Origin of the sequence: Roseibium sp. (assembly GCF_048260565.1) — a bacterium.
Taxonomy (GTDB): domain Bacteria; phylum Pseudomonadota; class Alphaproteobacteria; order Rhizobiales; family Stappiaceae; genus Roseibium.
Window position 1 is genome coordinate 95,585 of record NZ_JBLXGP010000004.1, and the last position, 13,509, is coordinate 109,093.

Annotated in this window: 14 protein-coding genes and 1 tRNA gene; 11 read left to right on the forward strand and 4 right to left on the reverse strand. The window is 60.8% G+C overall.

Annotation, left to right across the window (positions count from 1 at the left end; translation table 11 throughout):
• The first annotated feature begins 5 nt into the window (after positions 1-5).
• The 4 genes from ACN0SO_RS11320 to ACN0SO_RS11335 all read left to right on the forward strand — a co-directional run bounded on the left by ACN0SO_RS11320 (position 6) and on the right by ACN0SO_RS11335 (position 3,101).
• The gene (locus ACN0SO_RS11320) at positions 6-395 is read left to right on the forward strand and encodes an RNA-binding S4 domain-containing protein (protein ID WP_417678214.1); all 390 of its coding nucleotides are present in this window, start codon (positions 6-8) and stop codon (positions 393-395) included.
• A gap of 197 nt (positions 396-592) precedes the next feature.
• A complete protein-coding gene (gene fdxA, locus ACN0SO_RS11325) occupies positions 593-925 on the forward strand; it encodes a ferredoxin FdxA (protein ID WP_417677659.1) in 333 nt (110 codons plus the stop codon).
• A gap of 511 nt (positions 926-1,436) precedes the next feature.
• Positions 1,437-2,027: a CarD family transcriptional regulator gene (locus ACN0SO_RS11330; RefSeq protein ID WP_417677661.1), complete on the forward strand. Its 591-nt coding sequence runs from the start codon at positions 1,437-1,439 to the stop codon at positions 2,025-2,027.
• Positions 2,028-2,231: 204 nt separating this feature from the next.
• Positions 2,232-3,101, forward strand: a complete 870-nt coding sequence (locus ACN0SO_RS11335) for an RNA polymerase factor sigma-32 (RefSeq protein WP_417677663.1) — start codon at positions 2,232-2,234, stop codon at positions 3,099-3,101.
• A 45-nt stretch (positions 3,102-3,146) separates the two neighbouring features.
• On the opposite strand, the gene ACN0SO_RS11340 is transcribed toward ACN0SO_RS11335, so the two are convergent.
• Positions 3,147-4,553 (reverse strand): M48 family metalloprotease, encoded by a 1,407-nt coding sequence (locus ACN0SO_RS11340; protein ID WP_417678216.1) that lies wholly within the window; start codon positions 4,551-4,553, stop codon positions 3,147-3,149.
• A 74-nt stretch (positions 4,554-4,627) separates the two neighbouring features.
• Positions 4,628-5,683: a hypothetical protein gene (locus tag ACN0SO_RS11345; protein WP_417677665.1), complete on the reverse strand. Its 1,056-nt coding sequence runs from the start codon at positions 5,681-5,683 to the stop codon at positions 4,628-4,630.
• An 18-nt stretch (positions 5,684-5,701) separates the two neighbouring features.
• Between ACN0SO_RS11345 and ACN0SO_RS11350 the strand changes: the two genes are divergently transcribed.
• From ACN0SO_RS11350 to ACN0SO_RS11360, 3 genes are all read left to right on the forward strand, one after another.
• Positions 5,702-5,778, forward strand: a tRNA-Arg gene (locus ACN0SO_RS11350).
• A 178-nt stretch (positions 5,779-5,956) separates the two neighbouring features.
• Positions 5,957-7,075, forward strand: a complete 1,119-nt coding sequence (locus ACN0SO_RS11355) for a calcium:proton antiporter (RefSeq protein WP_417677667.1) — start codon at positions 5,957-5,959, stop codon at positions 7,073-7,075.
• Between the two features lie 26 nt (positions 7,076-7,101).
• Positions 7,102-8,145, forward strand: coding sequence for a cation diffusion facilitator family transporter (locus ACN0SO_RS11360; protein WP_417677669.1), 1,044 nt, complete (start codon positions 7,102-7,104; stop codon positions 8,143-8,145).
• A gap of 94 nt (positions 8,146-8,239) precedes the next feature.
• Here ACN0SO_RS11360 and ACN0SO_RS11365 read toward each other — a convergent pair whose 3' ends face one another.
• Positions 8,240-9,145, reverse strand: coding sequence for a hypothetical protein (locus ACN0SO_RS11365; protein ID WP_417677671.1), 906 nt, complete (start codon positions 9,143-9,145; stop codon positions 8,240-8,242).
• 290 nt (positions 9,146-9,435) lie between these two features.
• Here ACN0SO_RS11365 and ACN0SO_RS11370 point away from each other — a divergent pair, with 290 nt between their 5' ends.
• Positions 9,436-10,101, forward strand: coding sequence for a glutathione S-transferase family protein (locus tag ACN0SO_RS11370; RefSeq protein ID WP_417677673.1), 666 nt, complete (start codon positions 9,436-9,438; stop codon positions 10,099-10,101).
• Positions 10,102-10,113: 12 nt separating this feature from the next.
• On the opposite strand, the gene ACN0SO_RS11375 is transcribed toward ACN0SO_RS11370, so the two are convergent.
• The gene (locus ACN0SO_RS11375) at positions 10,114-10,854 is read right to left on the reverse strand and encodes a FadR/GntR family transcriptional regulator (RefSeq protein ID WP_417678218.1); all 741 of its coding nucleotides are present in this window, start codon (positions 10,852-10,854) and stop codon (positions 10,114-10,116) included.
• A gap of 175 nt (positions 10,855-11,029) precedes the next feature.
• On the opposite strand from ACN0SO_RS11375, the gene ACN0SO_RS11380 reads away from it, so the two are divergent.
• From ACN0SO_RS11380 to acuI, 3 genes are read left to right on the forward strand one after another with little or no spacing between them, the layout of a single operon-like run.
• On the forward strand, positions 11,030-11,833 hold the full coding sequence (locus ACN0SO_RS11380; RefSeq protein WP_417677675.1) for a DUF2182 domain-containing protein: 804 nt from the start codon (positions 11,030-11,032) through the stop codon (positions 11,831-11,833).
• Positions 11,834-11,847: 14 nt separating this feature from the next.
• Positions 11,848-12,474: a DUF1326 domain-containing protein gene (locus tag ACN0SO_RS11385; protein WP_417677677.1), complete on the forward strand. Its 627-nt coding sequence runs from the start codon at positions 11,848-11,850 to the stop codon at positions 12,472-12,474.
• 30 nt (positions 12,475-12,504) lie between these two features.
• Positions 12,505-13,497, forward strand: a complete 993-nt coding sequence (acuI, locus tag ACN0SO_RS11390; RefSeq protein ID WP_417677679.1) for an acryloyl-CoA reductase — start codon at positions 12,505-12,507, stop codon at positions 13,495-13,497.
• The last annotated feature ends 12 nt before the right edge of the window (positions 13,498-13,509 follow it).

Consider the following 13,509-nt stretch of genomic DNA (forward strand, 5'->3'; position numbering starts at 1 on the left):
ACGCAATTGCAGCCGGCGCGACGGCCGGTCTGAGGGTCGACAAGTGGCTCTGGTATGCCAGGGTCGCGAAATCCCGGACGCTTGCCCAGAAGCTGGCCACCTCCGGCCATATCCGGATCAACAAGGACAAGATCTCCTCAGCCAGCAAGACAGTGCGGGTCGGCGACGTCCTGACCATCGCTTTGGAACGCCGCGTCCTCGTCTTGAAGGTCGCAGCCCTCGGCACCCGGCGCGGCCCGTTTGCCGAAGCGCAGAAACTTTACGAGGATCTGTCGCCGCCGCCACCGCCACGCGAAGCCCCTGCGCCACAGCCTCCCGGACAGCGCGAAGCCGGCGCCGGACGCCCGACAAAGCGCGATCGCCGACGGATCGACTCCTTCCTGGACCCGGATTGAAACAAAAAACCCGGCATCGCGGGATTTGCGGGTAAGGGATTTCGCAGAGTGACTTTTTGCGCAGCGCGCAACGCTTGCGCTCAATTCATAAAAGGGCTACCCAAATCCCCGAGATCGTTGCGGCACTCCGTGCAGCCGCGACACACTGGTAAAGCGCGGTCCCGGACCGCCCAAGCCGAGCATGACAGAGGATTGAGATGACATACGTCGTCACTGATAATTGCATCAAGTGCAAGTACACCGATTGCGTGGAAGTCTGCCCCGTTGACTGTTTCTACGAGGGCGAAAACATGCTGGTGATCAATCCGGACGAATGTATCGACTGCGGCGTCTGCGAGCCGGAATGCCCCGCCGAAGCCATTCTTCCGGACACGGAGCCCGGCCTGGAAAAATGGATCGAGCTGAATGCCGAATATTCGGAAAAATGGCCGAATATCACGGAAAAAAAGGACCAGCTCCCGGAAGCGGAAGAATTCGACGGCAAACAAAACAAGCTGGAAGAATATTTCTCGCCTAATCCTCCGGCTTGAGGCGATCGAAGTTTTGTCGATCGCCGATTGCGTCCGAATGTCTGGCTGAACGGCAAGAGGTCGGGAGCGGATGATTTGCCTCGCCCCGGCATTTATTGATCGGGGCGGCGGGCTACTGGGAAAATTGACAATTTTTGCTAACCTGCATTTTGTGCATGGCAGCGTGGCGCTGTTGCGCACCGCGATAAGACTTTAATTTTTCATCCGACTGTGTTATATATGCAAAACTGTCGTTCAAAAACCCGTTAACTCCCCCAGCGGAGATAACCAGCCGCGCAGTCCGGGGCCTCACAGTCCGGGCAGGATTGTGAACAGGATCACATGCTTCGTATGACTGAGCAGGCTTTTAGAGTGAATTTGAACGACTGACTACCCAGCCACGCCACTCATCAACAGGCGTTCCATCAAAGGATCGCCAGTTTGGTTTGCGTGTCGAAACCACATCAAGCAGCCGGCCCCCGGCTCATCTTCGGTCGAAACGACCGGCAACTGCGCAGGAGAACATACGCGAATGGCAACAAACACGAAAAAGGCCGCGCAGCGTCAGGGATTTAAAACGGGCGAACATATTGTCTATCCGGCACACGGAGTAGGCCAGATCACCGCCATTGAAGAGCAGAGTGTCGCAGGACATACCCTGGAGCTTCTGGTCATCGTTTTCGAAAAAGACAAGATGACCCTGCGTGTACCGGTCGCCAAGATCGCTTCCGTCGGCATGCGCAAGCTCGGCGACCCTGCGGTCGTCAAGAAGGCAATGGAAACCGTCCGCGGCCGCCCGCGCATCAAGCGCACCATGTGGAGCCGTCGTGCCCAGGAATACGAAGCCAAGATCAATTCCGGCGATCTGATCGCGATCTCGGAAGTGGTCCGGGATCTGTTCCGCTCGGAAAACCAGCCGGAACAGTCCTATTCCGAACGCCAGCTCTACGAAGCCGCGATCGATCGCATGGCGCGCGAAATCGCCGCCGTCAACAAGTGCTCCGAAACCGAAGCGACCAAGCAGATTGAACAGAATCTCGCCAAGTCGCCGAGCCGGATGAAGGCTGCTGCGGCCGCCGAGGCATCGGAAGACGACGACGAAGACCAGGAAGCGGCCGCTTAATCAGCGCCAAACCCTTCCCCTTCGAAAATCAACGGGACCCGGCTTCGGCCGGGTCCTTTTGTTTGTCCGCCTGATTTATGCGGCGGCCCGCGCCGGTCATCACATCTTTGTGCACGGAACTGCACTGCTTAATTCCGTCAAACTGATCTAATATAAGTGGTTAGACGTAATAGCTCCCATACGTAACCTCGGAGCAGCAGGCCAATGTCGATTACCTCGAGCGACCGACGTCAGATGGTTCGGGCGGCCATGAAAGCGCCCTATCTCTCCCGCGAAGAAGAACACGAGCTAGCCTTGCGTTGGCGCGATAATCGCGATGAAAAGGCGCTGGAGAAACTTTCCATCGCCCATATGCGGCTGGTGATTGCCGTCGCATCCCGCTTCCGGAATTTCGGATTGCCCATCGTGGACCTGATCCAGGAAGGCCATGTCGGCCTGCTGGAAGCCGCGGCCCGGTTCGAACCGGAAAGAGAAGTCCGGTTCTCGACCTATGCCACATGGTGGATCCGGGCCTCGATCCAGGACTACATCCTGAGAAACTGGTCGATCGTTCGCGGCGGCACGTCCTCCTCCCAGAAATCGCTGTTTTTCAACCTGCGCCGACTGCGGGCGAAGCTGAACGGCAGCCGGCAAAGCATGTCCGATTCCGAACTGCATCAGAAGATTGCAGATGCCATCGGCGTCAAGCAATCCGATGTCGCCTTGATGAACGCACGCCTGTCCGGTCCCGACACCTCCTTGAACCAGCCGATGATCGACAATGAAGGCGCCAGCGCGGACCGCCAGGACTTCCTCGTTTCCGAAGCGCCGCTTCCCGATGAAATCGTTACCGACACCATCGACACGGAGCGTCGCCGCCGCTGGCTGTTCTCCGCCCTCGGCGTGCTGTCTGAACGGGAGTTGAAAATCGTCCGGGAACGACGGCTGACGGAAAATGGCGCAACGCTGGAATCGCTCGGCGAAAAGCTCGGTATTTCGAAGGAGCGTGTCCGCCAGATCGAGAGCCGCGCAATGGAGAAGCTGAAAGCCGCGCTCCTGAAGTCCAAGCCGGACCGGATGGCCTATTCCGGCTGAGACCGGCCCGGCCAGCATCTGCAGGCGGAGCTATCGCCCGATGCTCTAATCGGTCACCAGCTTGATAGATATGCCTGCCGGGATCGTCCTGTCTTCGTCCAGTCCGTTCAGGATGGAGAAGAAATCCAGGCGGCGCGAGGCTTCGATCCCGCTCATGCCGATCGCGAGCCTGCGCGGCGTATCGCCCGGCTGCGACTTGACAACCTTGATCCGCAGCGAGCGCAAACGGGCGCGTTCCGTCGGCGTCAGCTGACGGAAGCTTTCAATGGTTTCATGGAACTGTGCGCCAAAACTGTCGGTCGGGGTCCGGCTGGCGAAAATGAACCGGTAGCCTGTCCGGCCGATCCTGAGGACCGCGATCCGGAACGACCAGCCTTGCGTGATTGCGGCGCCGGTGACGCCCGGAATGCCGCCGATTGTCGTCTCGCGCACGCTTTGCGGCAGGAGGCCGTTGATCCAGCCGGCGTTCATGTAGTCGGTCAGGGAATCGTAGCCGCTCAGATCCGCACCGTCGAACCGCATGGCGGTGCCGTCACCGTTGCTGGCCAGCACCGCTTCGGGTGAATTCTCCATAATATAGCCTTTGGGCACGGTGAAACCGATGCCCAGCGCCTTGTGCAGGAAGGAGCGTCCGCGCACGAAGCCTTCCAGCGGATCGTCGCCGAAGAGCATGCCGTCGATGCGGGCGAGATAGGCGTCCCGGTCCCGTTCGCCGAAGCCAGGCGCCCCGATCTGGCGGGCGGCCCGGATCGCGAGCGACACCCGCTCCGGCGTGGACGGGTGCGACGACAGGAAGTCCGGCGCCCCCGAATTGGCCTCGTTCGCCGTCTGATAATCGGAATAAAGCTTCATCGACCGCAGGAACCGGGCCGCCGCGTAAGGGTCGAAACCGGCCTTGGCCAGGGTTTTCACGCCGATCGCATCGGCCTGCAATTCCTGGGTCTGGGAAAACCGGGCAAAGGACAGCTGGGACGAAATGATCGCCTGACGCGCCTTCTCGCTGTCCTGGACCACGTTGGTCAGGATCTTGTCGGCCAGTTCACGCGCTTCGGCCCGCTGCTGGCGCTGGATCGCGTGGTTTGAAGTCACGTGGGCCATTTCGTGGGCAAGGACGGCGGCCAGCTCGGAGGTATCGTTGGCAAGCGCCAGCAGGCCGCGGGTGACATAAAGATAGCCGCCCGGCAACGCAAAGGCATTGATAGCCGGGGAATTCAAAATCGTGATCTTGTAGGACTGCGCGGGATCTTCCGACGCCTCCACAAGACGCCCGACGACGCTTGCCACCGCACGTTCCGCACCCGGGTCCTTGTAGACGCCGCCATAGGTGGCAACCACGCGCGGATGTTCCCGGGCGCCGATATCGGCGGCCAGGTTCGGCCTGAGCGTACCCGGCGCGATGGTGCCGATCGACGGACCATCGCCAAGAAGCTGGCAGCCCGCAACCGCAAGCATGAGTGCGCCCGCGAAGCCGAAGCGGAAAACGCCCTGCCTTCTTGTCCTGTTCTGCCTTGCCCGGAAGATGCGCGTCACTCTACACCCTTCTTGAAATCGATCACATCGAGCTGGCCCGGATGCGTCAGCTCCATATAAGGCCCGTCCTGGACCTGAATCACACCTCGCACCAGGACCGCCGCGCCCTCAAGATCGGCGACGCGCACGCCCTTTTTTGCAAGAAGAGCGTCGAAAGCCTCTTCTTCCGACACTTTCAAGGTAACGGTAAAATCACTTTTCCAGCGGAACCCGAAATTGAGATAACGAGTACGTGCCGTTTTTCCAAGAGAAACAATACGGCCCGCCGCCACGACATAATGCCCTGCCTGATCCAGGAGGGCCGTGGGCGTGCGCGTACTCAGGACCTTGCCATCGTGCCAAAGGCCGCGGCCGGACCGCCGGGCAACGGCTTCCGACCATTTCAGCGCCGACGTGCAGTCAGCCGCTCCAAGGTTCGGGGCAACGAGGGCTTTGCCGGAACCCAGCAAGTCCTGCTGGACGAGGATCCGTTCGCTTCCCTTTTCCGATACCACCCAGGCCGGCGCCAATCCCCAGCGGTTTTCCGGCCCCGCGCGATACGCCAGATACTTAGCCCCGTCAGCATTCAAGGCAACATGGCTCGTTAATCCCTGGTCCGTCCCGCCCGATGTCACCACATCCGCAAGCACAAAGCCTTCGCCGGCGGCGCTCTTGAAAATGAGGCCGTCTTTCCCTGCGGTCACAGGCACGGGTTCGGAAGTCTCGGCTGCATCGCCGAGACAAAGACGCAATGCCCGATCGGGATTTTCCTGCGCAAGGCCTTGGGCCGGCAGCAAGATAAAACACAAGGCAAACGGAATCAGACGTCCGCATCCGGCCGGTTTATCCGTCGCCGCAGTTTTTCTTCCCGGAAAAAGGCCCCTTCGCACAAGCGATGGAGTTTTTCTGTACAGACCCTTCAAGTTTTTCCCGCCGCCCGGATCACCGATCAACAGCATCCCGTTACCTGTCAAATAAGGCAAGGCAAAGATGATGACAGGAGAGCCCTCCAAAAGCTTCGCTGGAAAGCGGCCCGAGTTTTCCATCAGGGCTCGCAACCGCGCCGGTTTCATGCTAATCGGACCTTAAATGGCCCCGTAGCTCAGCAGGATAGAGCATCAGATTCCTAATCTGAGGGTCACGCGTTCGAATCGCGTCGGGGTCACCAATTTTCTCAAGACATTCCGAAGCCTGGTGCAGTGTACATTGCCGCTCTGAGATATCGTTTCCGGTAATATCCAAGCGTAGGCCGGCGCCGGTTAGCAAACCCTCTTCCTTGCTTGACAGCCGATAAGGCGCACCACAGGCTGGCATCCCTTTTGAGATCTTTTTTCAGGCGCCTTTGCATGGGTTCTTTCCTCCGCTCCGAACTGGCCTTTTTCGCCGCGGCCGTGACCGCTCTTGTCCTGTACACGGTCGGCGCGCACTGGGAGGAGCATCTTTCCAGCCCGCTCGTCATGTTCGCGATGTTCATCTGGATTTTCGGCGTGATGGCCTGGGCCTCCTTTGCCGCCGTCCATCATGCAGACGGTCTCGCCGAACTCCTGGGCGAGCCCTACGGAACTCTGATCCTGACGTTTTCAGTGACCTGCATCGAAGTCTCGATCATTTCGGCGGTGATGCTCAACGGGCCTGTCGACCCGACCGTTCCGCGCGACACCATGCTGGCGGTCATGATGCTCGTCCTCAACGGCATGGTCGGCGTCTGTCTGTTGGTCGGCGGGTTGCGTTACGGCGAACAGGATTTCAATCTTCAGGGCGCCCGCGCATTCCATGCCGTGCTGCTGACCCTGGCGACGATCACGCTGATCCTGCCGCGCTTCACCACCTCCACGTCGGATCCGAGCCTGACACCGCTGCAGGCCCTGCTGTTCAGCGCCGCGACCATCGCGCTCTACGCCGCCTTCCTGGCCATCCAGACGGTCCGGCACCGGGGGTTCTTCATGGAGCCGGAACTGAAAGGCATTCCCGTTGCCCAGCAACAAGGCAAGCATCCCGAAGGACTGGAAACACGATCGATCCCCTACCATGCAGTCATGCTGGTCCTGCTGCTCGTTGCGGTGGTTCTTCTGGCGGAGAAACTCGGAACACTCGTCGAGGGGCTGATTGCGGCTCTCGACGCGCCCCGGGCGCTCGGTGGCGTCCTGATCGCATTGCTCGTGCTCGCGCCCGAAGGTCTGGCCGCGTTCCGGGCCGCGGCATCGAATCATCTGCAGCGGGCGGTCAACATCTGCCTCGGGTCCGCCCTGGCAACGATCAGCCTGACCGTTCCCGCCGTCGTTGGGGTCGGTTTCTTCACCGGAGCGCATCTGGTGCTCGGCCTGGACGGTACGGAAATGGTCCTGCTCATCCTGACACTGATGCTCAGCATGATGACCTTCGGCGGCCCGCGCACGAACATGCTCCAGGGCATCACCCATCTTGTCGTGCTCTTTGTCTATTTCGTCCTGATTTTCGACCCGTAAGGCTGCCAGCCGCGCAGGAGAAACCGATGACCACCCCGCACCGGACCGGAAACAAGACAGCGCACGGCCATCATGCCGGCGACGACCATCACGGGCATGGCCACGGCAGCGGACACAGCCATTCCCATGCACCCGACGTGAATGACAGGAACGCCCGCGCGGTGGCCTTGGCCGGTCTTCTGATCTGCTCCTTCATGTTCGCCGAACTGATCGGCGGTTATCTGTCCGGCTCGCTCGCTCTGATGGCGGATGCGCTGCACATGGTGACCGACGCCGCCTCCCTGGGCCTGGCATGGTGGGCGTTCCAGCAGACGAAGAAGGCGCCGACGGCATCTCTGAGCTATGGCCGCCACCGGCTGCCGGTTCTGATCGCCTTCGCCAATGCGATCTTTCTTCTGATCGTCACCGGCTGGATCTGCGTGGAGGCGGTCGGGCGCTTCATCACGCCGGAAAAGGTGCTGGCCGGCCCCATGATGGTCATCGCCATCATCGGGCTTCTGGTAAATATCGCCGCCTTCTTTGTGCTCCGGCAGGGCGGCGACAATTCTCTCAATATCCGCTCCGCGATCCTGCATGTGCTCGGCGACCTGCTCGGATCCGTCGCGGCGATCGCGGCAGCCATCGTGATCGCCCTTACCGGCTGGTATCCGATCGACCCGATCCTCTCGGTCTTCGTCGCCCTCCTGATCGTGCGGTCCGCGGTCGCCATCCTGCGCCAGTCCGGCCACATCCTTTTGGAAGGCACGCCGGAGGAGATCGACTGCCGGGACATCATAAACAACCTGCCGCGGAAAATTCCGGGCCTCGAACAGGTTCGTCATGTCCATGTCTGGACGCTTGCCGAAGGCCGCCTCAACGCCACGCTGCACGCCGGGGTGCGGACGCCGGAAGACGGACCGTCCGTCGCCGCCGCCATTCGAGAGGAGCTGTTCCGCAGCTACGGAATCGGCCACGCAACGATTGAATGCGAAATCGTGAGCGCGGCGTCCTTGGCCCCAGGAACGGACCTCGGGTCGGCCCCAGAGTCGCCTTCGGGGCCGGCTTCGGGATCCGGCAGCAATTCGGCCTGACTTCTCGGGGAATTGCAGAGCATGGGTAGCGCCGCGCAGCAGCTCCGCCAATCATGCCGACGGATTTGTGATCTCGAGCCAAAGGTTCATCACGTCAGGTCAAGTCTATGTCCAAGGCCTGGATGCCGGGCTTCAACTCGACCCAGTCCGAGTAGGACATGCTTTTGCCGTCCTTCTCCGCGAAGGCCTCGATCTTCGTCGCTCCGGTGGGCAGAGGGTTCAGCGCGAAAGACGTTTGTGAAAACTTCGCCGTTTCGACGTTCTCGACCGCAACGCGGATCTCGCCATCAAACGCGGTCTTGACCGTGACCTTCACAAGAGCGGGCTTTTTCGCGGCTTCCTCTGCGGCCGCTTCCTGCTTCGCCTGGTCTCGTGCGGACTTCAGTTCGGTGATCGCCTCGGAAATGCTCTGCTCCACGGAGGTCTTGCCCTGCTGGGCAAGCGTGTCGAGTTCCGAGATCGAGGTTGTGTATTCGTTCTGCCAGGTCTGCAGCTCCTCCCGGGTCAACTTTCCAAGATCCGTACAAAACGCCTCGGCAACAGCAAACACCTTTTTCCGAAAGGCTGTCTTCAGGGCCGCATCGCTCTCCGACGACAATTGCTGACCTTCGAAAGCCAGATCGAGCAACGAGAACTGAAGTTTGGTCGACAGATCCCGGATTGCCAGGATCGTGGCGAGTGCGCGGAAGTAACGGCTTGAAATATCTCCGGTCTTTTCGGCGATCAGCAGGGCGCCCATTAACGCGTAGAACAGAAATGCGACCGCGAACAATCCGATATCCAACTGCTTGCCGGCAAGCGTTTCGACATTCGTAATGCGAATGACGGCAGCACAGGCCGTCAGGAAACTCGCCGCGCTTGCCAGAAAGACCAGGGATCTGCGGATCCTGTTTGCCGAACTGTTTCTCAGACGATCCTTGTAGAAGCCAAGCCGTTGGTTCCGAAGTTCTTCCAGCCTGGTTTCAATTTTGCCGACCAGTTCAGCGGGAGGGCATGCCAAAAAATCTTTACGATCAAAATTGATCGGCTGAAATGTAGTTCCGTTCGCCATCTCGATCCTCCCAGCCGAAAATACGAGAAATTAAACCAGAGCACGAATATTACGACAAGCTAAATCCAAGGATGCAGACAGCATCATTATGAGACTTCTCAGATCTGCCCTCCCCGGAGAAATCAATGCGATCAGACCGGAGTAGCTGTACTTTCCGATGAATGGTCTGCATGCCGGGGAAGCCGTAGACTGGAAGTCCAAGATCGCCTGACCGTGTCAACACGGGGAAATTTGCTCTCATGAGATTGTGGCACTGCTACAACGCCAGATCCCTGCGTCCGCTTTGGGCGCTGGAAGAACTGGGTCTTGATTACGAAATCCAGACCCTGCCGTTTCCGCCCCGGGTCTTTCAGCGCGACTATCTGGAGACAAATCCGCTCGGGACGGTGCCCTATTTTATCGACGACGGCATCAGCATGACGGAATCGACCGCCATCTGTGTGTATCTGATCGAAAAATACGGGCGAAACGACCTGGGCATCGCTCCCGGCCATCCGGACTATGCGGACTACCTGAACTGGCTGTTCCAGAGCGACGCCACGCTGACGTTCCCGCAGGCGCTGGTGTTCCGTTATTCAAGCCTCGAACCAGAAGACCGCCGCCAGCCGCAGGTCGTGACCGACTACGCCAAGTGGTTCCTGGCCCGGCTCAAGCGGCTGAACGCCCATCTGGAAACCCGGAGCTATCTCTGCGGCGACCGGTTCACCATTGCCGATATCGCCATCGGATATGCGCTGCATTTCGGCGAGATCATCGGGTTTTTCGACTATTACACCCCGCAGGTTCAGGCCTATCTGAAACGGCTGAAGGAACGGGATGCCTTCACGCGGGCACTGAAGGTGGGCAAGGACCTCGACCCGTTCAAGGATCTCACACCGGACCTGACGCCCTATCTGGCGACCTGACGGAAGCGCGTCTCAGCCGTCATCCCGAGGCGCCCGCCTCAGGGCGGCCAGCTTGCGGGTATAGGCGGCGAGCCGGTCAAGCTTGTGCTGCGCGGTTTGTGCGTCGCGAGCCTCGAGCGCATCCGCCATCGCCTTGTGCAGGTCGGCGATGCTTTCCCGGTCACGCAGGCGGTAGACCAGCATGTTCATCAAGGGCTGCATCGCCTCGACCGCGCCTGAGACCTGAAATCCGAGCAGCGGATTACCGCTCGACCGCGCAATGACGGAATGAAACCGCACATCCGAGGCGCAGAAGTCCTCGTCGCTCAGGTCCTTGTCCCTCTGCTTGTAGACTTCGTCGCGAAGCGCGGACAGATCCTCCTCCGTCCGGCGTTTGGCCGCCAGCGGCAGACAGGATGCTTCGAGGGTGAAGCGCGCCTCGATGGCGTCTTCCAGGGGAATGTCGTTCATGCCGATCAGGAGCCGGCAGGTGGAGACGAGATCGTCCTGCGCCTCGTCCCAGGTGATCCTGTTGACGAAGGCCCCGCCGGCCGCACCGCGCTCGGACCGGATCAGGTTCTGCGCCGCGAGCCGCTTCAGCGCTTCGCGCACCGTTGCCCGGGATACGCCGAAACGGTCGGCGAGTTCCGTCTCGCTCGGCAACTTTTCCTCAACGGCGAGATGACCGTCGACGATGGCCTTTCGAATGGCATTGGCGATTTGGGTCGACAATCCTTCCTTCCGGATTGCCTGATATTCGATCGCCAATTGCACCTCCTGAGCCGTTCCGGAAAGCCCGGGTAGAAACGCTTCCCGGGCGGTTTGCGCAAGCCTAAGAACGCCGGCAGCTAACGTCAATGCGAAACAATCAATTGTCTGACAATTAATTGTTTGACTTTTATCGCCTTCCGGATCAGCTTCACCTGAAAAGAAAAACGGGAGGAAACACATGGGCTTGAGCGCAAGCCTGGTGCCCAGTCACCAATTGGGCCGCCAGCTGGTCTGGGGTCTCTTTTTCGCGGGCATTCTTGCCGCCTGGGGTCTGCTGTTCGTCATGCAGCCCGGTCTTGATCTGCCTGCCGGCTGGCAGGATCTCGGCGCCGATTACCTCGCCTCCCTGTGCCGGAGCACGGCCGGAACGGCCGGTTATGCCCCCGTCCTGGCCATGTGGGCCCTCATGGCGCTGGCGATGATGGCACCGACCACCGTTCCCGCGTTGAAGACCTATACGGATCTCGGCCACGCAGGCGCGGCCTCCGCGTCCGGCCTAGCCGCACTCATCGGAGGTTACCTTGTCGTCTGGCTCGGCTTTTCGGCCGTCTGCGCCGCAGCCCAGGTTCTGCTGTCCGGCTATGGCCTGATCGATCCGCTGGGGCGGAGCACCGCAACCCTTTTGAACGCAGGCCTCCTGGCAACCGCCGGCGCCTATCAGTTCAGCCGTCTGAAACAGGCCTGTCTCACCAGCTGTCAGAGCCCGATGATGTTCTTCATGGCCCATTGGCGGCCGGGCGCCAAGGGCGCCTTCCGCATGGGTCTCAAGCTCGGCGCCGTCTGCCTCGGCTGCTGCTGGGCGCTGATGCTGCTGGCCTTCGTCGCCGGCACCATGAATCTCGCCTTCATGGGCCTCGCCATGGCGCTGATGACCCTCGAGAAACTGCCCGTTATCGGGCGCACCCTCACGGTTCCGGTCGGCATCGCGCTTCTGGCGGGTGCCGTGCTGACCGTCTTTTTCGCACTACCGATAATAAACTGAAAGGGAGAGGCGCCATGAGCGGATGGGCCATAAAGGGCGAATTGATTCTCAACTGCAATTGCACGGTCTTCTGTCCGTGCGTGGTCTCGCTCGGCAAGCATCCCCCCACGGAGGGCTATTGCCAGGCCTGGGCCGGGGTTCGCATTGATCAGGGCCACTATGAAGGCGAAGATCTCTCCGGCCTGAATGTCGGTCTGGTTCTGGAAATTCCCGGGCTCATGGCCCGCGGCAACTGGAAGGCGGCCGCCTATATCGACGAACGCGCCTCCGATGCGGCCTATGATGCGCTTCTCAAGATCTTCTCGGGCCAGGCCCGCGGCACCACCGGTCTCTTCCGGGTGCTGGTCAGCGAATTTTTAGGGGCTGAACGCGCGCCCGTTTCCTATACCATGGAAGGCCGGAAACGCCGGCTGATCGTTGGCAAGGCGATCAAGGGCGAAGTCGAACCGATTTCTGGAACCAGGCCGGACGAGGAAGTCGTGGTGACCAACACCGAATACTGGATGGGTCCGGACATCACCGTCGCGACCGCCACTCAGGGGCGGGTCCGCGCCTACGGCCGGGTCTGGGACTTTGACGGCCGAAGCGCGGAAATCTGCCAGATCGACTGGTCCGGGCCGTCCGCCGAAATCGCCGCATGACCGAAAACGAACCGAAAAGGAGATTGCCGAATGACCTTCAAGGCGTTGCTCGTTGAAAAGGACGATGAGGGCAAGACCAGCGCGTCCGTTCAGGACCTGGACGACAGCCGGCTTCCCGACGGAGACGTGACCGTTGCCGTGGACTATTCCACCGTGAACTACAAGGACGGTCTGTGCATCGGCCCGGGCGGCGGCCTTGTGCGCACCTATCCGCACGTGCCCGGCATCGATTTCGCCGGCACGGTCGAGACGTCAAGCGACGATCGCTACAAGCCCGGCGACAAGGTGGTCCTCACCGGCTGGCGAGTCGGTGAAGTCTGGTGGGGCGGTTATGCCCAGAAGGCCTGCGTGAAGGCCGACTGGCTGGTTCCCCTGCCCGACGGACTGACGACCCGGGACGCCATGGCGATCGGCACCGCCGGCTTCACCGCCATGCTCGCGGTCATGGCACTGGAGGACCACGGACTGAAGCCGGGCAACGGACCGGTGCTGGTTACCGGCGCTGCCGGCGGCGTCGGTTCCGTGGCGACGGCCATTCTGGCCAATCTCGGCTACGAGGTTGCCGCCGTGACCGGCCGTCCGGAAACCGAAGACTATCTCAAATCCCTGGGCGCCACGCAGATCGTGGCCCGCGACGAGATCAACGAAACGGTCAAGCGGCCGCTGGAAAGCGAAACCTGGGCCGGCTGCATCGACGCGGTCGGCGGGGCGATGCTTGCCCGTGTACTCGGCCAGATGAAATACGGCGCTTCGGTCGCAGCCGTCGGCCTCGCCGGCGGCGCAGGCCTGCCGGCAACCGTCATCCCGTTCATTCTGCGCGGCGTGAACCTGCTCGGCATCGACAGCGTGATGCGGCCCCATGAAGACAGGATCCGCGCCTGGACCCGTCTGGCAAGCGATCTGCCAATGGAAAAGCTCCATGCCATGATCAAGCCGGCAACGCTCTCAGATCTTCCGGACCTGGGCGCCGCGATCCTGAAGGGCCAGGTCAAGGGCCGGGTCGTGGTCGACGTGAACGGCTGACAAAGCTCTCTT

Excerpts from the sequence above, each read along its gene's own strand:
- ACN0SO_RS11355 (WP_417677667.1), top strand. The coding sequence starts at position 5,957 with ATGGGTTCTTTCCTCCGCTCCGAACTGGCCTTTTTCGCCGCGGCCGTG.
- fdxA (WP_417677659.1), top strand. The coding sequence starts at position 593 with ATGACATACGTCGTCACTGATAATTGCATCAAGTGCAAGTACACCGAT.
- ACN0SO_RS11360 (WP_417677669.1), top strand. The coding sequence starts at position 7,102 with ATGACCACCCCGCACCGGACCGGAAACAAGACAGCGCACGGCCATCAT.
- ACN0SO_RS11335 (WP_417677663.1), top strand. The coding sequence starts at position 2,232 with ATGTCGATTACCTCGAGCGACCGACGTCAGATGGTTCGGGCGGCCATG.
- ACN0SO_RS11380 (WP_417677675.1), top strand. The coding sequence starts at position 11,030 with ATGGGCTTGAGCGCAAGCCTGGTGCCCAGTCACCAATTGGGCCGCCAG.
- ACN0SO_RS11370 (WP_417677673.1), top strand. The coding sequence starts at position 9,436 with ATGAGATTGTGGCACTGCTACAACGCCAGATCCCTGCGTCCGCTTTGG.
- ACN0SO_RS11345 (WP_417677665.1), bottom strand. The coding sequence starts at position 5,683 with ATGAAACCGGCGCGGTTGCGAGCCCTGATGGAAAACTCGGGCCGCTTT.
- ACN0SO_RS11385 (WP_417677677.1), top strand. The coding sequence starts at position 11,848 with ATGAGCGGATGGGCCATAAAGGGCGAATTGATTCTCAACTGCAATTGC.
- ACN0SO_RS11330 (WP_417677661.1), top strand. The coding sequence starts at position 1,437 with ATGGCAACAAACACGAAAAAGGCCGCGCAGCGTCAGGGATTTAAAACG.
- ACN0SO_RS11340 (WP_417678216.1), bottom strand. The coding sequence starts at position 4,553 with ATGCTTGCGGTTGCGGGCTGCCAGCTTCTTGGCGATGGTCCGTCGATC.
- acuI (WP_417677679.1), top strand. The coding sequence starts at position 12,505 with ATGACCTTCAAGGCGTTGCTCGTTGAAAAGGACGATGAGGGCAAGACC.